Source organism: Methanosarcina sp. 2.H.T.1A.6 (assembly GCF_000979455.1).
In the GTDB taxonomy this organism is placed as follows: domain Archaea; phylum Halobacteriota; class Methanosarcinia; order Methanosarcinales; family Methanosarcinaceae; genus Methanosarcina.
Map to the genome: position 1 here is coordinate 266008 of NZ_JJOY01000005.1, position 21889 is coordinate 287896.

17 protein-coding genes and 2 pseudogenes are annotated in these 21889 nt (G+C 43.9%); 8 read left to right on the plus strand and 11 right to left on the minus strand.

Translation table 11 applies throughout. The annotated features are described in order from the left end of the window. Positions 1 to 99 precede the first annotated feature (99 nt). Complete coding sequence (locus EO98_RS01905) at positions 100 to 1386, plus strand: S-layer protein domain-containing protein (protein WP_082098427.1); 1287 nt, start codon at positions 100 to 102, stop codon at positions 1384 to 1386. 116 nt (positions 1387 to 1502) lie between these two features. Here EO98_RS01905 and EO98_RS01910 read toward each other — a convergent pair whose 3' ends face one another. Continuing rightward, entirely contained in the window at positions 1503 to 2165 is a 663-nt protein-coding gene (locus EO98_RS01910) for a class I SAM-dependent methyltransferase (protein ID WP_156160982.1), read from the minus strand. Positions 2166 to 2367: 202 nt separating this feature from the next. Here EO98_RS01910 and EO98_RS01915 point away from each other — a divergent pair, with 202 nt between their 5' ends. Continuing rightward, complete coding sequence (locus EO98_RS01915; RefSeq protein WP_156160983.1) at positions 2368 to 3192, plus strand: carbon-nitrogen hydrolase family protein; 825 nt, start codon at positions 2368 to 2370, stop codon at positions 3190 to 3192. A gap of 122 nt (positions 3193 to 3314) precedes the next feature. Here the strand turns inward: EO98_RS01915 and gatB are convergent, their stop codons facing one another. The 4 genes from gatB to EO98_RS01935 all read right to left on the minus strand — a co-directional run bounded on the left by gatB (position 3315) and on the right by EO98_RS01935 (position 8080). Then, positions 3315 to 4802: an Asp-tRNA(Asn)/Glu-tRNA(Gln) amidotransferase subunit GatB gene (gatB, locus tag EO98_RS01920; RefSeq protein ID WP_048141857.1), complete on the minus strand. Its 1488-nt coding sequence runs from the start codon at positions 4800 to 4802 to the stop codon at positions 3315 to 3317. Beyond that, positions 4803 to 6230 (minus strand): Asp-tRNA(Asn)/Glu-tRNA(Gln) amidotransferase subunit GatA, encoded by a 1428-nt coding sequence (gene gatA / locus EO98_RS01925; RefSeq protein ID WP_048141860.1) that lies wholly within the window; start codon positions 6228 to 6230, stop codon positions 4803 to 4805. 12 nt (positions 6231 to 6242) lie between these two features. Further along, positions 6243 to 6524: an Asp-tRNA(Asn)/Glu-tRNA(Gln) amidotransferase subunit GatC gene (gene gatC, locus EO98_RS01930; protein ID WP_048141863.1), complete on the minus strand. Its 282-nt coding sequence runs from the start codon at positions 6522 to 6524 to the stop codon at positions 6243 to 6245. A 392-nt stretch (positions 6525 to 6916) separates the two neighbouring features. Beyond that, positions 6917 to 8080, minus strand: coding sequence for a Coenzyme F420 hydrogenase/dehydrogenase, beta subunit C-terminal domain (locus EO98_RS01935; protein ID WP_048131281.1), 1164 nt, complete (start codon positions 8078 to 8080; stop codon positions 6917 to 6919). Between the two features lie 873 nt (positions 8081 to 8953). Here EO98_RS01935 and EO98_RS01940 point away from each other — a divergent pair. After that, entirely contained in the window at positions 8954 to 10387 is a 1434-nt protein-coding gene (locus tag EO98_RS01940; protein ID WP_048141865.1) for a methanogenesis marker 14 protein, read from the plus strand. A gap of 142 nt (positions 10388 to 10529) precedes the next feature. Here EO98_RS01940 and EO98_RS01945 read toward each other — a convergent pair whose 3' ends face one another. Both EO98_RS01945 and mptA read right to left on the minus strand, forming a co-directional pair. Beyond that, the gene (locus EO98_RS01945) at positions 10530 to 10856 is read right to left on the minus strand and encodes a DUF2098 domain-containing protein (RefSeq protein WP_048131279.1); all 327 of its coding nucleotides are present in this window, start codon (positions 10854 to 10856) and stop codon (positions 10530 to 10532) included. 243 nt (positions 10857 to 11099) lie between these two features. Next, positions 11100 to 12056, minus strand: coding sequence for a GTP cyclohydrolase MptA (gene mptA / locus EO98_RS01950; protein ID WP_048141867.1), 957 nt, complete (start codon positions 12054 to 12056; stop codon positions 11100 to 11102). Positions 12057 to 12466: 410 nt separating this feature from the next. Here mptA and EO98_RS01955 point away from each other — a divergent pair, with 410 nt between their 5' ends. Beyond that, complete coding sequence (locus EO98_RS01955) at positions 12467 to 12751, plus strand: non-histone chromosomal MC1 family protein (RefSeq protein ID WP_048131277.1); 285 nt, start codon at positions 12467 to 12469, stop codon at positions 12749 to 12751. 296 nt (positions 12752 to 13047) lie between these two features. Then, complete coding sequence (argB, locus tag EO98_RS01960) at positions 13048 to 13947, plus strand: acetylglutamate kinase (protein WP_048141869.1); 900 nt, start codon at positions 13048 to 13050, stop codon at positions 13945 to 13947. Between the two features lie 141 nt (positions 13948 to 14088). Here argB and EO98_RS01965 read toward each other — a convergent pair whose 3' ends face one another. Next, positions 14089 to 15129 (minus strand): archaeosine biosynthesis radical SAM protein RaSEA, encoded by a 1041-nt coding sequence (locus EO98_RS01965; protein WP_048141872.1) that lies wholly within the window; start codon positions 15127 to 15129, stop codon positions 14089 to 14091. 136 nt (positions 15130 to 15265) lie between these two features. After that, on the minus strand, positions 15266 to 16183 hold the full coding sequence (gene guaA, locus EO98_RS01970; RefSeq protein WP_048131274.1) for a glutamine-hydrolyzing GMP synthase: 918 nt from the start codon (positions 16181 to 16183) through the stop codon (positions 15266 to 15268). Positions 16184 to 16744: 561 nt separating this feature from the next. On the opposite strand from guaA, the gene EO98_RS18115 reads away from it, so the two are divergent. Both EO98_RS18115 and recQ read left to right on the plus strand, forming a co-directional pair. Further along, positions 16745 to 16897, plus strand: a complete 153-nt coding sequence (locus EO98_RS18115; RefSeq protein WP_156160984.1) for a hypothetical protein — start codon at positions 16745 to 16747, stop codon at positions 16895 to 16897. 1735 nt (positions 16898 to 18632) lie between these two features. Continuing rightward, positions 18633 to 20468: pseudogene (recQ, locus tag EO98_RS19480) on the plus strand (DNA helicase RecQ); the annotation flags it as partial. A 264-nt stretch (positions 20469 to 20732) separates the two neighbouring features. Here recQ and EO98_RS19485 read toward each other — a convergent pair. Further along, positions 20733 to 21182, minus strand: a complete 450-nt coding sequence (locus EO98_RS19485) for a pentapeptide repeat-containing protein (RefSeq protein WP_369799014.1) — start codon at positions 21180 to 21182, stop codon at positions 20733 to 20735. On the opposite strand from EO98_RS19485, the pseudogene EO98_RS19490 reads away from it, so the two are divergent. Then, positions 21180 to 21467, plus strand: a pseudogene (locus EO98_RS19490) (helix-turn-helix domain-containing protein); the annotation flags it as partial. The gene EO98_RS19485 and the pseudogene EO98_RS19490 overlap by 3 nt on opposite strands. Here the strand turns inward: EO98_RS19490 and EO98_RS01980 are convergent. Continuing rightward, positions 21459 to 21884, minus strand: a complete 426-nt coding sequence (locus EO98_RS01980; RefSeq protein ID WP_048141875.1) for a hypothetical protein — start codon at positions 21882 to 21884, stop codon at positions 21459 to 21461. The pseudogene EO98_RS19490 and the gene EO98_RS01980 sit on opposite strands and share 9 nt — an antisense overlap. Between the last annotated feature and the right edge of the window lie 5 nt (positions 21885 to 21889).

A 21889-nucleotide genomic window follows, 5' to 3' on the forward strand; every position in this document is an offset into this window, starting at 1 on the left:
TTGAACTCTCAAAAACGAATTCAGTCGCCTGAATCATGTTCTTACGATAAAATTCTGAACATAGAAATTCAAAAATTATACGCTAGTGGAGAATTTTTCATGAACTTAAAGAAATTTAATGTTGTAGCTCTGGCTATCTTTGTGCTAACGTTTATTCTGGTGTTAGCAGGAACTTGTACGGCTATGCCGGTGGAAATAAGGGGAACACCCTTTGATACCGGAAATACGGATGCGCAGAATCTTTCATGGGATTTCAGAAACTTCGGAGCTTTTTTCTTTAAAGCAAACAAGTACGGCAGTTTCATGAACGGGTTCGGTGAACATCTTTATTTTCAGGACAAAGGAAACAATCCCGCTCCTGGAAAAGACAATCCATCCGCCAATATAATCGACAAAGGTGAACTGATTTATTCTACCAGGCCGTTGCCTTCGAAGTATAAGGTATTTACTGAAGAAGCAAATGTAACAAAGGTGTCTTCCTTTTACATGCTGCCTCTGTTTGGCAAATCCTACTGTACTATTGACAATGATGCAGCACATCTCGCTAAGATGCTGTTCCAGCAAGATGAAAACGAAAAGAAAACGCTCAGGGAAGGAGAGAGCTGGGATATCGCCGGTGGGTACAGCATTATTTTAAACGGAGTTGATGTTGAAGGCAATAAATGCTATTTTTCCGTTTACAGGTACAATAAGGAGATAGACACTGCTGTAGTCTCTATGGACGGCACTATGGATGATAGGATATTTACCGCAGAAGACGAATTCGGGGACAACTCCTCACATGTTTATTTCATTACATTTGTAGACTCTGTTTTTGCAGGTGAGGATACAAATTTTGCAGTGTTCAAATACACCTGGCTGATAGATAAAGACAAGCCTCTTTCCATTGAATCCGGAGATAAGTTTGGCAGTTTCGAGGTTGATCAGGCTCTTGAAAATATGGTAATAATGTCAAATGCCAATTCCATAACAATTAATGTCGATGCTGACAGCCGGACTAACATTACAGATGAGTGGTATTTCGTGACATCTGATAAGGGAAAAGGAAGCAATGGAGGATATTTGATCTACCCGGCAAAAATATTCGTTGTCGAAGAACAGAAGCCTAAAACTACAGAAATGAATGCCGGAACTGCAGAAATGAATGCTTCAACCAGCAAGTCTGGCAATGTTCAAATTCAAGGGGAAAATAGTACAAAGGCAGTAGAAACAACAGAAAATACCAGTGAGAAGAACGAAGCGATCTATAAATCATCATCTGAAACTCCGGCTGAAGATAAAGCACCTTCAGCTGCCAGCAGCGCAATTCCAGCAAGTTCTGGTTTCGGAGGATTTCTGGCTATCTTCTCTCTGGCCAGTATAGTTTGTTGTTTTAAAAGAGGCTGAATTTAAAGGAGGGTATTTAGCCTCAAAATTTGAGGCATTTCCTCTTTTTTCTATCTATTGTTTTTCAGCAATTCTCGTGCGGTACATACTCTAAACAGATAAACATCTGAAATAAATTAATCTTCGTCCTTTTTAAATGAATATGTCATTTTACCTTTCTTTTTCAACTTGAAAAGCTTTTTCCGGGTTACACCTTCCATTATTTCTTCTTCTTTCATGTGATGGTCGCTAAAAGAAAGGATTCCGTCGTGTTTCAGGACTCGGTGCAATTCTTTCATAACAAGTTCCGGTTTGTTCAGGGTGTGGTAAGTATCATAGAAGAGGACTATATCCAGGCTCTCGTCGGGCAGGCCTGTATTGTAATCGGAAAGTATAGTCTCTATGTTTTTCAGCTGTTTTATCGAAGCCAGGTGCCGGACCATCTCAACAGCAACCGGATTGATATCCAGGGCATAGACTTTTCCTGAAGGGCCCACCATTTCGGAAGTGTCACGGATATAGGAACCTGACCCGCAGCCGTAATCCAGAATCTTGAAACCGGGTTTTATCCCTGCCTCTTCCAGGATTTTCCTGCGGGGGAAAAAGAAGTCCCGGAACTTGAAGAGAAGGGTCGTTGCGTGAAATCTAAAATCAGAAACTGGTTCTTCCGTGATGTTTTCCTCCTTTATGGTCGGTCCTTGATTTAGTAATGGTTCAGGTCTTTCTCTTGCAGACAGCTTTTTCTTCAAGCCTATTTTGAGATTCACATGCCTTATATTTTGCCTACGGAAAGTTTTCATTCTTTTTTATTGTTCTATACAAATATTCGGATACATGTATAATTAAAGTACTGTCTGATAATCAAAGTGCTGCCTGCAGCAGCTATCCATACTTCAGACCACCGCTGTGCCAGTTTTATACTGCAGCGCAAAAACCTTAATCTCAAATCAGAAAATAGAATTACTTAATAAAGTATCCAAGTAAAGTAATTACCATTCATGAATGGAAGAAATGAGAGTGACAAGCATGAAAGTCGCCTGCATCCAGATGAATATCTCGCTTTGCTCGAAACATGAAAACCTTGAGCGTGCCCTCTCCCTGGCAGAAGACGCAGTTTCAAAAGAAGCCGAGCTGCTCGTCTTTCCGGAAGTTTTCTCAACCGGCTTTTGTTATGACCGTATAGGGGAAGTGGCTGAAACTGCTTCCGGTCCCACGCTCGAAGCTCTCCGTGCCTTTTCCAGAGAACATGATTGTATTCTTGCAGGTTCAATGATCGAAAAAAGAGAAGGGGACTCAATAAGTTCAGAAATGAAGGTTCCTTCCCAATTTAACCTCGGTTTTTGCATAGAGTCCGGAAAGCTAGCCGGCACCCGCCGAAAAGTCCAGCTTTACGGCCCGGAAAAAGAATATTTTGCGCCCGGAGACAGCATATCTCCTATCAGACTGCAAAAGTACGGGCTCTCCTTAGGACTCATAGTTTGCAATGAGCTCCGGTATCCGGAAGTTGCCCGAAAACTGGCCCTTGAGGGTGCAGATCTGCTGGTCTCAGCTGGTGAAATCCCGGACTTTTATATATATCCCTGGCGAATTATGTCCATTTCCCGGGCGATTGAAAACCAGTTGCCGCATATCGCCTGCACCAGGGTGGGAAAAGACAGGTATTCGACTTATCCTGGCGGCTCTTTTATTGCCGATGGATGGGGCCGCATCCTGGCAGAAGCCGGAAAGGAAGAATGTATCCTCATTGGGGAAATCGATCCTGAAGAGGCAAGGGAAATAAGGCAAACCGGCTCTATTCTCGAAGATCGGAGGCCTGACCTTTATTAAAAATCAGAGGCTGGAATAAAATCCAAAAATCAGTTTAAATAAATCAATTTAAAGAACTCTAGATAAAGAACTCTAGATAAAAGTATTGAAAAAGAAAATTAAAAAAGGTAAACCCTACCGGGTTACCCTTTAAGTTCCTTTACAATCAGTTCACGGGCTGTCTTTGCATCTGCCGTGCCTTTTGTCTTTTTCATGACCTGTCCTACAAGGAAGTTCAGGGACTTTTCTGCTCCTCCTAAATAGTCCTGTACTGCTGCTGCATTTTCGGCAATTGTTTCGGCAACAGCCTTCGTGACCAGGTCATCTTCGGCTTTGAAAAGACCTTTTTCTTCGATGATCTGGGAGGGAGTTTTTTCCTCCGTGCCGTCCAGAATTGTACGGATGACTTCAACTGCAGCCCTGTCACTTACCTTGCCTTCGGCAAAAAGGGTGACCAGTTCTACCATATCCGGGACCTTGAAGGAATTCTCGATCTCCGGGTCTTTTGCGTGGATGAAGCCGATTGTCCTGCCGTCATAAGAAGAGATTGCAAGGTCGCGATAGTTTAGCTCCCCCAGGAAGACGTCGGCTGCCCAGGTAGCGGCGGTTTTCGGGTCAACGCCTTTTGCACAGACTCCTTCGTAGAAGTCGGCGAGCATGATCTTGGAAGTGAGGGACCTTGCATGCATATCCGTGATGCCATACTGTTCCATGAAGCGTGTACGTTTGGCGTCAGGAAGTTCAGGCAGAGTATCTTTGATTGCAGGAATCCAGTCAGTCACACGCATGGGCATAAGGTCAGGCTCACGGAAGTAGCGGTAGTCTTCGGCTTCTTCTTTTGTCCTCATTGAGGTTGTTACTCCCCTGCCTTCATCAAAATGGCGGGTTTCCAGCACGATTTTACCGCCACGGCGGATCACGTTCTTCTGGCGCATGATCTCGTAGAGGAGAGCCCTTTCCACTCCTTTGTGGGAAGAGATATTCTTGATCTCAACACGGGTGCCCCAGTGGACTGAGACGTTTGCGTCTACACGCATAGCCCCTTCGAGATTTCCGTCAAAGACATCCAGGTATTCGAGGATGTTTCTGAACTTGTCAAGGAACCTTCTGGCTTCCTTGGGGCTCCTCATATCTGGCTCGGTAACGGTTTCAATCAGGGACATGCCTGACCTGTTGTAGTCTATAAGGACACCCTTGGACTTCTCGATGCTCCCTATGTGCACAAGCTTTCCAGGGTCTTCTTCCATGTGAGCTCTTGTAATTCCGACTACATGCTCCCCGTCCTCTCCTTCGATCACAACCTTTCCCTTGCTAACAATGGGGAAATCATACTGGGTTATCTGGAAACCTTTGGGAAGGTCAGGGTAGAAGTAGTTCTTCCTGTGGAACTGGGTCTCTTCTGCAATCTCTCCTTCAAGAGCAAGTCCCACCTTAATTGCGGCTTCTACGGCTTTTTTGTTCAGGACCGGAAGCGTACCGGGAAGGCCAAGACAAACCGGACAGGTGTGGGTGTTGGGGGCTGCATTGTGGTAATCGGTAGAGCAGCCGCAGAACATTTTGGTCTTAAGTTTGTTGAGCTGGACGTGGATTTCAAGCCCTATCCTTATGCCGTCAGGGTTTTCGTAAGCCATTTACGCCACCTCCGGAGGTCTCTTTGTGTGGTAATCGGTATTCTGCTCGAAAGTATAGGCTGCACGCAGGACGGTGGACTCGTCAAAGGGTTTGCCCATTATCTGGAGCCCTATTGGCAGTCCGTCAGTAAAGCCACAGGGTACGGAAATTGAAGGTACGCCTGCAAGGTTAATCGGACAGGTGTTTACATCCGAGAGGTAGAGGGTAAGCGGGTCTTCAATCTTTTCCCCTATCTTGAAAGCAGGGTTAGGCATGGTCGGAGCCATAAGCAGGTCAACTTTTGAGAGAGCCTTATCAAAGTCCTGCTTTACAAGAGTCCTTACCTTCAGGGCTTTGAGGTAGTACTTGTCGTGATAACCTGCAGAAAGCGCATAGGTCCCCAGGAGAATTCTTCTCTTGACTTCGGCTCCGAAACCCTCGGCTCTGGTCTTTGAGACCATTGCGTGCCAGTTTTCGGCGTTTTCCCTGAACCCGTAACGTGTTCCGTCGAAGCGGGCAAGGTTTGAGGACGCTTCACTCATTGCAATGATATAGTATGAAGCAAGAGCGTACTTTATGTTGGGCATCGAGACCTCTTCCCAGGTCGCTCCGAGGCTCTCACATTTGTGTATAGCGTCCCATACGGCTTTTTCTACGTCAGGATGGATGCCTTCTCCGAAAAATTCCTGCGGAACCCCTATTTTCAGGCCCTTTACATCGTCAACAAGAGCTTTCTGGTATTCGGTTTTACTGTCAATGGAAGTGGAATCTCTCCGGTCGTAACCGCCTATAACATCCATCAGGACTGCAGTATCTTCTACGTTGTTTGCAAGAGGTCCAACCTGTTCAAGGGAATTTGCGTAAGCCACAACTCCGTACCTCGAAACGGCTCCATATGTTGGTTTAAACCCTACAACGCCGCAGAAAGCCGCAGGACAGCGTACAGATCCCCCGGTGTCAGAACCAAGGGCAAAAGGAGCTTCTCCGGCTGCAACAACCGCTGCACTGCCTCCTGAAGATCCGCCCGGCACCCTTTCAAGGTCCCAGGGGTTTGCAGTCGGCCCGAAATGGCTGGTTTCCGTGGATGAACCCATGGCAAACTCATCCATATTGGTTTTTCCAAGGACTACAGCTCCGGCAGCAAGAAGCTTTTCGATTACGTGAGCATTGAAAGGAGGAACGTAGCCTTCAAGAATCTTCGAGCCGCAGCTGTTTGGCAGCCCGACTACGGAAATGTTATCCTTGATTGCGATTGGAACGCCTGCAAGAGGACCCCTGTGCCCTTCCTCATCTATCTTCTTCGCCTGCTCAAGGGCTTTATCGGAAACCGTCACGTAGCCGTTGATTTTGCTCTTTCCGATAACTTCAAGGTAGCTGGCTGTTACTTCTTCGGCTGAGCTTTCTTTAATCTTCTCTTTAACCTGTGCAACACTCATCCATTTTGCCATCAAAACATCTCCTCAGCCGATCTTCGGGACCCTGAAAGCCCCGTCCTGTTTGTTTTCGGTGTTTGCAAGAACGGTTTCCTGCGGGAGGCATTCTTCCACCATATCTTCTCTGAATACATTATAGATCTCAGCAACATGGTATGTGGGAGTAACATCTTCGGTCTGCAACTCATCAATCTGCCCGAAATACTCCAAAACTGAGTTAAGTTTTTCCATATACTCGACTGTTTCCTGCTCATTGATCTCAATGCGGGCAAGCCAGCCGATGTGTTCTACATCTTCTTTTGTGATCATGAAAATTCCTCAAAAATAGAATAATCCTGAATAGAATGCCGTTGGTAATGCATTATAGAAACAGTTTATGAAATAAATATATATTCTTCCGTTCCCCAGTTTCGCCTCCCGAATTGCGCCTCGGGATCACAGGAAATCGGAGATTTCCTGGGAGTTGCGATGTAATCGCAACAGTACGCGGTCCGTTTCAGCAGAGTTGCGGCTCTGCAGTACACTGCCCTTTTCGCTGCGCTCAAGAGGGCTAATCTATGGGTTTTAGCAGTGAGCTTCGCTCGCTAAAGCGGACTAACTTATGGGCACAAACTTTAATCTCCTATCTGAAGGGTTATAAAAGATGAGCAAGCGACCATTTTTTCCGGTTTGCTTGCTCAGAGGACTGATTTTTTGGACTTTTAGACTTTCTGCCTCATGTGGAGAGCGTACATCTGGACTTTCTTCATTTTTGCCAGGTTGAGTACTTTTTCGAGTTCTTCGTCGGTAAGGTGCCGGGCTTCGATGTAGCCGTTGTCTACGGCTTCGTTGAAGATCTCGTAACCTATGGCTGAGCGGGCGAGGACCGTGGTCCAGCCCTGGGGGCTGCCGACTCCACCGAAGGAGAGGTCTGCGTTTTCAGAGGCCAGGTCTGTACAGAACTGGCAGGATGAACTCCGGTATTCATCGAAATCGCTGAGTTCGAAGACATGTTCTTTTCCATCTTTCAGCGTAACTTCGAACTTTCCTTTTCGGATTTTCATGGCCTCTACATTTTCGAGCGCGATCCCATAAATTTCCAGCACTGCCTTGATTCCTTCGTAGGCGAAGGTGTCCATGCAAAAGAGCCCCAATTTCAGGATTTTTGCCCTCATGAAGAGGTGTAGTAAGCCGTAAGAGCTTTTCTGCATCTTTGTGACGGCGTCGATGTTGCAGCTCGTCCCTACAAAGGCGATGCTCTGCATTCCCTGTTTGATTGCGCTCATCAGGGCTTCCAGAGTCATTGAGTGGGAGTAGATGCTTCCTCCGCTTTCAAGAATCTCCTCTCTGGTTGTTGCTAATTTGGGTATGGGTTTCCAGGGTTCTTCCTTTGAGCGGGTTGTGACCACGGCGCAGTCGATCAGTCCCTCATCCAGGGCATAAAGGAGGAGAGAGGTTACAACTCCGCCGTCCTGCCCCTTCATTTCGGGAATTGCAGACTTTGCGGCGTAGGCATATCGGAAGCTCCCAATTAGTCCTTCTTCTGTAGTGATTGTCCTTGGACACTGATAATAGCAGACCCCGCAGGCTTTGCAGGGGCCGACCAGTTTTGGCGCACCGTTCTCAATGGTTATGTACTCACAGTTTGCTGCACAGGCTCCGCAGAGGGTGCAGATTCCTGGTTTTATGATGTCTTTTTTCAGTTTTCCGAAGGAAATCTTTTCCTTTTCACTCAGGTTTCGCTTAAGCCGGATAACGCTTTTTTCAAGTGTATCGAATTTATGTTTGCATTCGGTACTGCAGAAATAGTAATGTTTTCCCCCGTAATCCGAAAAGTATTCAGTATCTTCAGATATAATTTTCTTGCAAATAGGGTCTAACGGCATTAAAGGCCTCCGATGATTATTTATCCCAAATCTCAGGAAACGCCACATGCGTCATTCCTTGGAATAATCTATTATAAGTTCTTCAACATCGAATTATTATATTTCATGAGTGTTTATTAATTACGCATGTTATTATAATTATATTCTTTATAATTTTCATTCTTTATAATTACGTGCTGTAATTTATTCTTATGGGCAAATAATTTCAGGCTTGATTGAAAACATTGCTTTGAAGTCGAAACATTCTTTATAGAAATGATGTTGAGGGATGAATGAATAGGTGTCATATTAAGAGCGAGTAATGATAAGTAAAAACAAGAAAAATGATAAGTGAATACAAGAAAAGTGATCCTGGAATGGCAAAAAAGTAGGGCGAAAAATAAATAATCAGTATATGTAGACATAACTAATAAAAATGTATAGTCGCAAATAAGTTGTGGATAGGTCAGTTATCATAATACTTAACTGAAATAGACTGGCACTTTGAAGTGCTTTAGCAAAGATTATTATAGGCTTTGGTTAATACCTTCTTTAAACTTCATATAAATTGTGCTCTTGTAATACATTTTTATCAAATCCTGGAGATATATATCTCCGGCATATTCCGATACTCAAAATATCCGGTTTCTAATTGTTATGTCCAATGCATTCGTGTTAGATTTAACCAGTTTAATAGCGTTTAAATTAGTTTGAATCATTTTCAAATCAGTTTGGATTACCTTTGATTAAACTACAAAAAGCAGTTCATCTTAAAATGAAATCCATTATTACATTCTTTAGTACAAGCCCAATTGAATTCTATATCTGCAGTTCAACCGTACCGGATATAGATGCAATTGAAACTATGTATAAATCCTCAGGAAGGGACTAAAAATGGCTCTGAAACCCAGAATTGCAGAATCTCCTCAGGTTCGTTTGATTGACCTCAAATCAAAACCGTTCTTTATTGTGGCTTCCGTAGAAGTAGGAAATACCACAACCAAATCTATCCTTACAGCCGTCAATATGGATACCGGAAGGACACATATCATAAACAAGGTCTTGCGCATGACCAGAGATGTCCGTCCTCCAAAACCCGGAGAAACCGTGTTCGGAAAGACCCTTACGGGTGTGGAACTTACGCGTGAGGCCGTTGCAGAGCTGGTGAGGAGCACCCTCGCCGAAGCCATGGAAAAAGCCAGCCTGGATATAAAGACTGACCTCAATTTTGTGGTGCGCTCTACGGGTGTCGTTGCAGGTTTTGATACCCCGGAGGAAGTGGGGGAATTTATCAAAGCTCTGGCAGACGGGTGTCTGATGGCAGGTGTCCCTCCAAGGAACATGACTCCGCCAATGTCCATCTCGAATATTTCTAAAAAACTCCAGAAATACAGTAAACTGGAAAAAGTCATCTTTGATGGGGCTGTAGCCGGTGTTACGCCTCCTATAGGCTCTACTGGAGTTGAAATTGTTGCAAACGAAATGGAGGGAGAGCTTGCAACAGCAGGAATAAAGGAAGCTGCTAAACTGACTGATGTTGATTTCAGGAATCCCTGCATCTCAATTGACTTCGGGACGACCCTTGATGGCAGGATCACAAGCCCTGACCAGCCATATGCAAAAACAATTGGAAACTTCTGCGGTTATGCAGGTGCAATTCCTGACGCCATTATTAGGGGTTCGAAAATCGTTGATTCTAAGGTAGGAACTGCTCTGGAAGTTTTTGAGAAACAGAAACCACCTTCTTTCCTTACTTTGAAGATGAAGGCTAAAGCTATTGAAGATTATGCAAGGCGCATTCATGAGCTCATAATCATTGAAAAAGTTCCCAGGGATAGACAGAGGTACGGCAGTGTCCCTGTAAGGCCGGATGCAGCCGAGGAGATAGGTGTAACGCTTATAGGTTGCGATGTGGGCGAAAACGGTTCGGATATGGGAAAGCTGAGCGCGATAGGCGTGGAAATTTGTAAGACCCACGGGCTTCAGATCGTTTATGCTGTCATTGACGAGGTAATGGCCGGAGTGGTGTGCCGGCTAATAGAGGTCGCAAAAAAAGAAGGCCTCATTTTTGAAGACACAACTTTCGGAATTACCGGTAGGGCAGGGATTACCGGGAACAAGCCTAAATTAATCCTGAGCTGCCTGGATAAAATGAACCTCGCCCCCAAAATCGATGAGAGAGTAGTCTTTGTGGACGACGGGCTTGCCAGAGGTGCGGCTGTTATGGCGCGCTGTATGAACTCCCTGGGTACCCCGCAAAATCCGCTTGGCGGCAGGCACGGTGGAAAATGCATTCTTGCACAGCGGATAAAAATGCAGGAAAAGTGAACTGGCAGTCATAAAACCTAAGCAGGAAACCCGTTAAATCTTTAGATTTAGCGGGTAGTTGACGTCGTGCTTAAAGAGTTGAATAAAAAACGAGAATTAAAGAGTTAATTAATAAAGTAAAATAAAGTAAAGGCAGGATGAATTAACCTCCTGCCCCTCCTCCTCCGGCTTTTCCAAGATCAAAGCCCTGCATCGTTTCCCTTTCTTTCCTGAACCTTTCTTCCAGTTCTTCGGCAGTATATTCCCTTTCTTCTCTCTTTTCTGTGGGTCTGATCTCCGTAAATTCCAGGGTTTCTTCTCTGTACCAGAGGTCGGTGCTTTCGAGCAGCACCCAGACTTTTCCCTGTTCGTCCTTTTTTATCTCACTAACCCTGCTTACGGTATCGCTATTTACGTATTTGACAGCATCTCCCACTCTAATGGTTTTTTTGTTGCGCCCTACCGCTGTGATTTCTTCAGCATCAGCCATGATTTCACCTCGAGAGCTTCCAGGACGCTGGCATTTTAGGCCCTGCAAGTCCATTCCTTCTTTAATAGCTTCTAATAGGTTATTCAGGCCCTTTAATAAAGTTTGTGGGGTCTTAACTGTAAATGACTCCAAAAAAAGCCCTGAAAGACTCAATAGAGGCTTCAGAGTTTGAAATATAAAAAAAAGAATTTAAAGTTTGCTGATCTCTCAGCATCGTTTCCCTTCTTTTATTAGTTAACCTTTTTACTGATTTATTTCGTTCCTGAGGTCTCCCATGAGAGCGACCCTTTCGGCATATGCATTGTGTCTGTGTATGCTTTCCTCATTGGTCTGTTTGATAGTGATTACTGCATTATCGGGAAGGTTTGGGAATTCTTTTACAACATTGTCTGCCATTGTCCTTACACAGTCTTCCACAAACTTGGGGTTCATGTGTGCAGTTTCCACAACAACCTTCTCGTCTGAGCGTTTCAGGATCTCATAAACGCTTGAACTCATGGAGTGTTCAATTATCTTGATTATGTTTTCCAGGGAAACATCAAAATCGTGAGCTACTTTGATTGAGACAACACCTATTCCACGCTGATTGTGGGTAGCCATAGGAACTCTCTCAAGGAATTTTATGATTGTATCCCTGTCAACTCCAAGGTCGGCAAGCTCATTTGCAGCCTTATCTCTCATTATCTCCTGAGCGCAGGGACAGGCAGTCATTCCCACAACTTCAGCTCCGATGAGTTTTTTCACATCAAAGTAGCCTTTATCGCCGTTGCCTCTTACAGCCGAAGCTTCAGCAAAGATATTCACGACTTCCTGACACTTGATCCCTGTTGAAGGGGAGGTGCGCCTTATCATATATTCGCTTTTCATCCTGACTTCAGCCTGATTTGCATATTCGTGGCGGCCAAGCAGGTTATGCGCAATATCGCTGCATAGTTGTTCTATTTCGTATACCGGTGTGCTGAGAACCTTCTCCAACACTTCGTCTACAGCTTCGAAGTTCCTTGAAAGGTTCGCTCCCTTACGGTCCGAAGGCAGGTCAACAAAGACATCAAAAGTTGAAATCAGTACTATCGGACGCTTGTCCTTTCGTTTGATTTCAACCAGCTTTTTCATGTTTGTTACCCCAACACGGGTGAGGTTGATAGCTATGCTTGGTTTGCTGGCTTGGACATCCGGGAGGTTGAAATTACAGTGTTCCATATTTTAACCAGATCCGTGAAAAGATGAGTGTATGATTGATTTATAGAATAAATCCTTAACAAATACATAATTTTATTATATGCATTTGGAAAAATATAGTGACCATAAGAAGTTATAGCATGTAAAGTTTGTGCTTTCCAAGCTCTTTTCCATAAGTAAAAAAATCTATTTTGCAAGAGTATCTACAAACCCTTTCCTGAATCCTATTTTATGTCACATTTTTAACAATGGATAAATATTTAAATATTTCCCATTTTGACCACAATATCTAAAAATTTAGTTTATATGCCCTGTACAGATTTAGGGCAGTTTTGCATAAACCAATAACTACTGGCGACATCCTGAAGAAAGATTTTATATACTTTAAAAATTAATCAGTGTCTAGCAATACAATTTGCGAGGTGACCTTTATGTCCAACACAAGAAATTTTGTTTTACGAGACGAAGAAGGCAATGAGCATGGAGTTTTCACAGGTAAACAGCCTCGTCAGGCTGCTTTGAAAGCTGCAAACCGGGGCGCCGGTACCAAATCCAAACCGGATGTCATCCGCCTCAGAGAACGCGGGACAAAGAAGGTGCACGTTTTCAAGGCATGGAAGGAACTTGTCGCAGCCCCCAAAAATAGGCCTGAATGGATGCCTGAGAAAATTAGCAAGCCCTTTGTCAAGAAAGAAAAGATCGAAAAAATCGAATAAACCTATATCACTCACATACCCTGGAAATCGGGGTTCTTTCTTTTTCTTTTTGATATCCATATGCAGAATTAGCCTGGACGGCTTCTTTATACTATCCGGGCTGGCTTATTTCTATACTTTTTATAATTTCTATGATTTTTATAATTTATACAACTTCTATAACTTCTATAATTCCTCTACACTAATATATTTTTATCAAAGTTTGGGTGAATTTGCTTTTTTTACAGAATTTTTCTGAGCCTGTATCTGTAAGGTTTAACGATAAGTTTAAAAAGAGATTTTATGATTCCTAAATCATGGGACTCAAAAGAGAAAATGTGCTTATTGAAGCCCTGCCTTATATGCAGGAGTTCTATGATTCAATCATGGTTATCAAAGTGGGTGGAAACGCAATGGTCAGCGCCCAGATCATGGAGGATATCATAAAAGATATTGTCCTCCTGCGTTACGTGGGGATCAAACCCGTTATCGTGCATGGCGGCGGGCCTGAAATAACTGAAAAAATGGAACGTATGGGCAAGAAGGCTGAGTTTTTCCAGGGCCTTCGCATTACAGATGACGAAACTATGGAAATTGCAAGGATGGTTCTTGTCGGGAATATCAATACTAAAATTGTATCCCTTATCGGGATGTTTGGCGGCAAAGGTGTCGGATTTACAGGCTACGACGGAAGAATGATCCTTGGCCATAAACAGGCTGTAAAACGTGTACTTATTGATGGCGTGGAAACTGAAGTGGATATAGGCTGGGTCGGGGAAAGTGAGGTCATAAACCCGGAAATTCTTCATATCATGCTTGAAAAAGGTTATATCCCTGTTATCTCTCCGATTGCTGTGGACGCAAAAGGCAATGCCCTGAATATCAATGCTGATACGGTCGCAGGAGACATCGCAGCGTCTTTGAATGCTAAAAAATTGATACTTATGACCGATGTTTCCGGTCTCCTTAGAGACATTAAAGATCCGAGCAGCCGCATCTCTCGCGTAAATCTGGATGAAATTGATCCCCTTATTGAGGAAGGAGTTATCAGTGGGGGCATGATCCCCAAAATCAAAGGGGCTGCTGTTGCGGTTAAAAGTGGGGTAGAGAAGGCACATATCATAAATGGGAGCGTTTCCCACTCTATGCTTCTTGAGCTCTTCACAGATGGTGGAGTCGGGACAATGATCTACGGGCCGGAGCACCCGTCGGAGTGACCACAGGTACCAGTGGCCTTTAACTTCTAGAAGAATTATGAAATAAAGAGGCAAAAAGGCGTCAGGGCGAATACACTTGCCCTGGCAACTTTTTAGATTTTAGCATTCTCTTTTTTCAAATGGAGTGTTTTTTCAGCAATCTCAGTCTAAAATTGGCGCCCCATAGGTGAAGTCTTCGATTTCCAGGACTTTTTTCCAGAGTTCTTTGCATTCACAGTCTGTTGTACTGAGGTCGGCTGGGTTCTGGGTGAGTGAGAAAGTCCTGAGGGAATCTGCAACTTCCGGACTGCATATTTTACAGTTTCGAGGGCCGCGCTTTGAGCCTGCCCCGACCGGGTCGGACATTAGAGGGAGATCCGGATGGGCGGCTTTTGCCTTTTTCAGGATTTCTACTATGCTCCAGAGCCAGGGTGGGCGGTATTGACCTTTCTCCCAGAGGGCTTCGACAAGGGTGCCTTTCTGGACGTTACAGAGGTTGATGGATACGGTGTCAGCATAAGGAGCTGCATCATCTATGGAATGTATGATATCTTCCATTGCCTGCTTTTCGGAGAGGAAGAGGGGTTTGAGCATAAGGTAAGCTTTTATGGTTACTCCATACTTTTTTGCAATTTCTGCTGCACGGACAAAGTCCTGGAATGTGAAACCCTTGTTAATGGAATCTTTTCGGATCTTATCCGAACTTGTCTCCAGCCCGAACGCGAGTTCGAAGGGTTTGTCTTTCAGGATGCTGAGGCAGGCCTGTACATTCTCTTCGGTTACGAAGTTAGGCCGGGTTTCAACAAGCACTTTGATGACCCTTGGATCATCTGCAAGGTTTTTAAGGATTGCATCTCTGGCTTCAGGAAAGACTTCCTGTTCGTCAAGGAAACTACCTGAGGTGAAGATCTTGACCATTAACTCAGGGAACTTTTCAGCTTTCCTCATTGCTTTTGCAAGCTGGGCGATGTAGTCTTCGAGGGATGGTGGCTCACTTGCACAGTCATAGACGTATCCGCACATCGTACAGCCGCCGGCTTTTCCCCAGCGGCAGCCTGCACTTTTGAAGATGACCGTGAGGGTCTTTGTCTCTACCCCGTTTACAAGGTCTGTTCCGGTCCAGCTTGCCGCAGGTTCATTCGTAGGTGATGGCTTGACTTTTATCCGCTGCCGGATATCCAGTACTGCTTTATTAAGGGACATGGGCGTAGAACTCGCTATTATGGATTAATATTCATTTAATATTCATTTAATATTCATTTTATGATTTACTGCACGATTTGTAAAAAAAGTGGATGAAGCCATTTCGGGCTTCACTTTTATCTTCTATTTTCCGGTTTTACTCAAACTCGATAGTTGCAGGCGGTTTTGGTGTGATATCGTATACAACCCTGGCGACATTCGAAATTTCAGAAGTGATCCTCGATTCGAGTGTCTTGAGGACCTCCCATGGGAGTTCGAGTGCTTCTGCAGTCATTCCGTCCCTTGACCCTACAGCCCTTACAGCCACGATCCAGCCGTAAGCCCGGACATCTCCTTTTACTCCTGTGCCTTTGCCGAGCACCGCAGCAAAAGTCTGCCAGGGGCAGAACCTCTCAAGAAGTTCCTCTTCTACTATGAAGTTTGCTTCCCGCACGACTTCAAGTTTTTCCTCGGTAATCTCTCCGAGAATGCGCACCGCAAGCCCGGGACCCGGGAAAGGCATCCTCTCGCAGATCTCTTCAGGCAGCTGGAGTGCCCAGGCTACTTCCCTTACCTCATCCTTGTAAAGGTCCCCGATAGGCTCAACAATTTTCTTAAAGTCCATTACGCTCGGCAGCCCTCCAACATTGTGGTGGGACTTGATCCCGCCTTCGGACTCGATTCTATCAGGATAGATCGTGCCCTGGATCAGGTAATCGGCTGCAAGCTTCTTTGCCTCGTCTTCAAAAACGCGGATGAAAGTCTCGCCTATGGCCTTCCGTTTCTCTTCAGGGTCAGTAATATCCTTCAGGGCTGCAAGGAACCTGTCCTTTGCATAGACAATATCCAGGTTCATGTGGGAGAAGATGTGCTTTATCCTCTCGGTTTCTCCTTTCCTCATGAGCCCTGTGTCGATATAGATCGGCTGCAGCCTGTCCCCGATCGCCCTGTAAGCCAGCTCCGCACAAACAGAACTGTCCACGCCGCCCGAGAGAGCAATAATTGCTTTCCCGTCTTTTATTTCCTGACTGATCTTCTCAATTGCCTTTGGAATGAATTTCTCGGGTTTTACCATTGAAATGCTCCTTAAATGATGCTAAATTAATCTTCCTTTGAAGAAATGATAGTGATTGGTGAATGTATGAAAATTATTAAAATTTGATTATATATTCTTGTGATATATGAGTCAGTGCATGGGGTTTTTGATATTTAAAGGTATAGTCGGAGAAGTCATTGATTTCCTTCTTTAATCCAGATAATTTTTAAAGTTATTCTCGTTCTCTTGAAGGCCAGATGTTTACCTGTTTTTACTATTTTTCCTTAATGTCCAAAGTTTCTCAGGACCCTCTGGAAACTATCTTTATTTTATCCGACTATCCAGTAACTTACTGGCTGGTAAGATCTCTCTGGATGGCGTAAAATTTTATTTCTTCAAGAGGTGTATGAAAAATGCGGGTAGTGGCAGGGAATTAAAAGACCAGAGAGAATAGATTGGGCAAAAATCAATGAAAGAAACTTCTATGAGAGTTTTTTAAGCCCTGAAATTACCTTCTAACCCCCTCCAAAAAACCAAAAATTACAATTATATATTAAGCTTCTCCAAAATATTGTTATTAAAAAGATCGGATGGGAGTTAGTGATAGGAATGGGCAGTGAAAACTATGAAATTATTGATAAACTTGAGAATATTGCAAAATCCCTGCAGAGCATGGCAGAATCTCAGAAGAGAATGGTTGATATTCTGGAGTTGATGGTACAGGAAAAAGAAATTATAGATTTGAAGAAATGAGGATATGTCAAAAGTAAAAAGTAATATTAAGCGAAAAAACATCAGTATCATAAGTGCTGATTTGGATCATAAGTGTTGATTTTAATTTAACTGGGGGACTTTTGCTTCAGCAGTTAAAGGGGTTTTCCGGGGAAGATTGCTGTGAAGTACCAGGTTTATTTTCAGGCCTGAAAAGATACCGGAAATTTTGAAAACGGAAAAATAAACTTCATATTTGTTTTTTCCGGAGTATTTGTTTGATGCCCCCATTTCACCTGGAAATTTCTTATCATGTATTTATTTTAAATTTTGATCGTAAATATATGAAAACCCATATATATTATCCAAAAGACGGTGCATAAATCGAAAAATAGGGGATATAATAAACAACCCGATACTAAATACTCATGTTTCTGAATATTTGTTCTTGCATTTATAAATCAGTACATCTCAAATTAAGAACAGAGGAGTTGGAACTTTGAATACAGAAAAAGCGTTAAAGTTATGGATGGCTCTGATGTTTATACTGATGCTTGGAGTGCTGTTTATTCTACTTATGGTAATCGCTGGCTAATCATAAACAGCATCGGATAAAAGATCTTTTCTTGTCTTGATAGGGGACTTTTAGCGGGATTTTTATCCAACTTTTTAAAATGAAGTTTTATATATCAATTTCTTTGAACATTTCATTTTGTTTTGTCCGGATGACCATATACCTGAAGGCACATGGATACGAGGTTAACTGAGAATTGAGGTCGGCTGAATATAAAATCGGCTGAATATAAAATTATAGTCGAATAGTAAAAGTCAGTACTTAAAAGAAGGTATTTTGCAAATGGTGGAAGTAAAGATCGATATGTGCGGCCATATTTCTTCCCCCTCATTCTTTTACCTCTTATCAGGCACTGACTTCCCAGGCGCTGAGGATGCCTGATTTTAGAGGTTATGGTATCCGCTCCATTCCCCCCTTTCTTTACTTCCACATTTGCTTTTCCGCGTTAGCGGCCTCGCCTTTTCTTCTTAAGTCCTATCATCTCATGAAGAAAAGGCACCATCATCGTTATGTTTATGTGAGGTTTTGTTCTATAGTCCGGGATTTCAAGTGTCGCGGTACTGGGGACAGGAGTGCTCTTCATGTTCAGGGAATAACCTTCATGTTCAGAGAATAACCCTGGTCAACATTCGGAATAAAAGGATCGCTTAATCTGCAGTTCTCCCGGTTGCCTTCCGGACTTCAATTCCAGAGTTAACCGGTTTCAAATCTGAGGCATTCTCTCAACATAACTAATTTCCCAATATAGTTAAACACCATCATCACATAAATTTCTTTCTGGAGTGGTGCTCTGAATTATCTCAGTAAATCAGCTCCTGATTTTTATCTCCGCAGGTTTAAAAAAGAAATTTATCTCTCGTTTTTTGAAAGCAAATGAATACCTTTTTGATATCCGGATGTAAATACTTTCAACCCGCATACCTGCAACTTAAATAAGATGAACCCAAAACACCACAGCGTTGCGGCTTCACAACTAAAGCATAGCTATTGCGCAAGTGTTATAAATTGATGTCATGGGGACATCTATTTCATATATACGTTGACTTTCAAATAATACGGTGACCTTCAAAGATCTTCCTGGAATTTTATATTCTGGCATGGTACGAGTTCTGCAAACTCAGGGATGAGATAATGGGCATTGATTACGGAGTATTGAGAGATAGTAAAAATGAGCTTGAGTCCAGGGTATTGATGTCTGCCAGAATGTACTCTGTACTCCGCCAGTACTTCGGATATACTGCTTTTCGCCCCCTTCAGGAGGAAATTATCAGGGACGTCCTGGACCGAAAAGATGTCTTCGTGCTCATGCCTACAGGAGGGGGCAAGTCGATCTGCTACCAGCTGCCTGCCCTTCTCCTGGATGGGGTCACTGTCGTGGTTTCTCCCCTGATTTCTCTGATGAAAGACCAGGTTGACGGGCTTGATGCAAATGGGATTGCAGCGGCCTGTATGAACAGTACCCAGAGTGCAAGAGAAATCCGGGATGTTAAAACAGCTTTTCTGGAAAACAGGTTGAAGATACTTTATATTGCACCCGAACGGCTCATGATGCCCGGGACTTTTGCCTTCCTGAAGAAAGGCAAGGTTAGCCTTTTTGCAATCGACGAGGCACACTGTATTTCGGAATGGGGCCATGACTTCCGGCCTGAGTACCGAAAAATGAAACTTCTTAGGGACCCGAAGACCGGCTTTCCTGATGTGCCGGTTATTGCACTCACGGCTACAGCCACCGACAGGGTCCGAAAAGACATCATATCCCAGCTTGGACTTGATATTGATCAGGAAAAAGGTCCTTACGTTGCCAGCTTTAACCGGAGCAACCTTTACTATGAGGTCAGGCCAAAAAAAGATACTTTTTCAGAGATTACTGACTACCTGCGCAGGCACAGGGGAGAAGCCGGAATCATCTATTGCCAGAGCCGGAACAACGTGGAAAACCTTACAAAAAAGCTGAATATTGCCGGGTTCAGGGCTCTTTCCTATCATGCCGGACTTTCAGATTCCGAACGTGCCCGAAACCAGGAGATGTTCATAAAAGATGATGTGGACATAATAGTGGCCACAATCGCTTTCGGGATGGGGATTGACAAGTCCAATGTCCGGTTTGTAATACACTATGACCTTCCCCGGAATCTTGAAAGTTATTACCAGGAAACAGGAAGAGGGGGCCGGGACGGCAGCCCATGCGAATGCATCCTTTTTTTCAGCAGGGGAGACCGCTTTAAAATTGAGTACTTCATCGCACAGAAAACAAATGAGAAAGAAAAGGATATCTCTCTTGTGCAGTTAAGGCAGATGGTGGCCTACTGCGAAGGAAATAAGTGCAGGCGCCAGACTCTCATGGAATATTTCGGTGAAGAGTTTCCAGCGTCATGCGGTAACTGTGATACCTGCCTCAGGCCTAAAGACACTTTTGACGGGACCGAAGCTGCCAGGAAACTGGTCGTCTGTGTCCAGGAACTGAATCAGCGTTTCGGCACCAATTATGTTATTGATGTGCTCACAGGCTCAAAGAATAAAAAGATCATACAAAATCACCATGAACGGCTGAAGTCCCACGGCAACGGGCGGGAGTTTACAAAGGAGCAGTGGAGGGCTCTGGCCTCCGAAATGACAAATACCGGGCTTCTGGATGTAAGCGGAGCCCAGTATCCTGTTCTGAAACTGAATGCCATGAGCAGAAAAATTTTGAAGGGAGCGGAGAGCGTTGAGCTTGTCTGTCCTGAGGGTTTCATACCCGGGGCTGAAAAGCGTTTTATACCGCCAGCGCCGGCAGGCAAAATTACAGGAAAAGACGAAGATAATATACAGCTTCCTGCCAATGTATATTCAACTGCTACTGAGATCCTTAAAAAAGCAACATCTGGAGGACTTCCAAAATCGGGGACAGAGCATGACCCTATTCTTTTTGAGAGGCTAAAAGCCCTCAGGAAACAGATTGCTTTAAAGAAAAATCTTCCTCCCTATATCATTTTCTCCGATACCAGCCTGAAGGAGATGGCTGCAAGGCTCCCGCAAAGCCCTGAAGAGTTTCATTCGATCACAGGGGTAGGAGACCATAAACTCCGGAAATACGGAGACGATTTCCTCAAGGAGATCAGGGATTACTGCAATGACTACGGTTTGATTCCGGCAGAGAAAGCTGAAGATTCAGAAGATCGCGAGACTGAACCTGAAAAAAAGAGGAAAGCCTTAAAGAGTCCCATCCACAAAAGCGCATTTTCAGAACTCAAAATTGAAACCGACAGTCCCAGGATTAAAACTCCCACTCCGGAAACCGGCAAAGAGAAAGCATTAGAAACCTCATCCTTCGACATGCCCTCCAAAAGACCTCCCGAAAGAGCTCCCGATACTCGCAGGTTGCCCACAAAGAGAGCAAGGTATCTGGATATGAGTATCCAGGATTGGTCGGAAGCAGATTCTTCTTCTGGCAGCCTTAATGAAATAAACCCCGAGGGAAATACTCCTGAATTGGTTGACGATATTCCCAAAACGGATTGTTCTGACGATTTGTTCGAAAATGGCTCTCTTGAGATGGAACCTGTCGAAGAAGACCTTTTCGCAACAGGTTCTTTTAAACCTGACTACTTTGAGGCAGATTCTTTTGAAATGGATTCTTTCGAGGTGAACTCTCTTGAAATTGGTTCCTCTGAAATTGATTCTTCTAAAATAGATTCTTCTGAAATAGATTCTTCTGAAATAGATTCTTCTGAAATAGATCTTTTTGAAAAGGCCTCTCTTGAAAAGACTTATTCACTCTATCTACAGGGGCTTGATATTGGGGAAATTGCAGAAATCGAAGGTTTGAGTGTAAAAAATGTGTACAGGCAATTTGAGAGGCTGATACTTGCCGGAAAGGTCAGGAAAATTGAAGGGCTTGTACCTCCTGAAAGGCAGCAGCAAATAAAAATAGTATTGGAAGTACTGGAGGTTGAACTTGACTCCCTGCTCAGGGCGAGGATGGGGGAAAACTGCCAGGAAGATGAACTGAAGCTTATAAAAGCTCTCCTCCTGTCAAAAATGCTTTTCTCAGTCTGAAGGGCCCAAAATAAGCTCTTTTCTATAAATTATTTTGTTTTTCCTTTCATTCTTTATCAGGATAATAGCTGAATCTCCATCTTTCAGTTCAACTTCTTCAGGCAAGGACAGTTTCATATTGTTTGCTACTTCCAGAACAACAGGAGGATCCGGGCTAATCTCATACTCGATGCCGTTATGCTGGAGATGGATGCTGGTGCTTTCCCCAAAGGTAAGTGGGTCTCCTCCATTATGTTCTATTTTAAGGGTCTTTGAATCGAGTATCTGGACATCCAGTTGTGTAAAAGTCCCTGATTTCAGGACTCTTTCCGTACTCCCTCCAAAGAGTACAGCTACCCCCATGAGAGCAAGGAGCCCCATGCACATCATCGCAAGGGCAATGACTACAATGCGGTTTACGGCTTTCTCATCATGCATTAATT

Excerpts from the sequence above, each read along its gene's own strand:
- EO98_RS01905 (WP_082098427.1), top strand. The coding sequence starts at position 100 with ATGAACTTAAAGAAATTTAATGTTGTAGCTCTGGCTATCTTTGTGCTA.
- EO98_RS01910 (WP_156160982.1), bottom strand. The coding sequence starts at position 2,165 with ATGAAAACTTTCCGTAGGCAAAATATAAGGCATGTGAATCTCAAAATA.
- EO98_RS01915 (WP_156160983.1), top strand. The coding sequence starts at position 2,368 with ATGGAAGAAATGAGAGTGACAAGCATGAAAGTCGCCTGCATCCAGATG.
- gatB (WP_048141857.1), bottom strand. The coding sequence starts at position 4,802 with ATGGCTTACGAAAACCCTGACGGCATAAGGATAGGGCTTGAAATCCAC.
- gatA (WP_048141860.1), bottom strand. The coding sequence starts at position 6,230 with ATGGCAAAATGGATGAGTGTTGCACAGGTTAAAGAGAAGATTAAAGAA.
- gatC (WP_048141863.1), bottom strand. The coding sequence starts at position 6,524 with ATGATCACAAAAGAAGATGTAGAACACATCGGCTGGCTTGCCCGCATT.
- EO98_RS01935 (WP_048131281.1), bottom strand. The coding sequence starts at position 8,080 with ATGCCGTTAGACCCTATTTGCAAGAAAATTATATCTGAAGATACTGAA.
- EO98_RS01940 (WP_048141865.1), top strand. The coding sequence starts at position 8,954 with ATGGCTCTGAAACCCAGAATTGCAGAATCTCCTCAGGTTCGTTTGATT.
- EO98_RS01945 (WP_048131279.1), bottom strand. The coding sequence starts at position 10,856 with ATGGCTGATGCTGAAGAAATCACAGCGGTAGGGCGCAACAAAAAAACC.
- mptA (WP_048141867.1), bottom strand. The coding sequence starts at position 12,056 with ATGGAACACTGTAATTTCAACCTCCCGGATGTCCAAGCCAGCAAACCA.
- EO98_RS01955 (WP_048131277.1), top strand. The coding sequence starts at position 12,467 with ATGTCCAACACAAGAAATTTTGTTTTACGAGACGAAGAAGGCAATGAG.
- argB (WP_048141869.1), top strand. The coding sequence starts at position 13,048 with ATGGGACTCAAAAGAGAAAATGTGCTTATTGAAGCCCTGCCTTATATG.
- EO98_RS01965 (WP_048141872.1), bottom strand. The coding sequence starts at position 15,129 with ATGTCCCTTAATAAAGCAGTACTGGATATCCGGCAGCGGATAAAAGTC.
- guaA (WP_048131274.1), bottom strand. The coding sequence starts at position 16,183 with ATGGTAAAACCCGAGAAATTCATTCCAAAGGCAATTGAGAAGATCAGT.
- EO98_RS01980 (WP_048141875.1), bottom strand. The coding sequence starts at position 21,884 with ATGCATGATGAGAAAGCCGTAAACCGCATTGTAGTCATTGCCCTTGCG.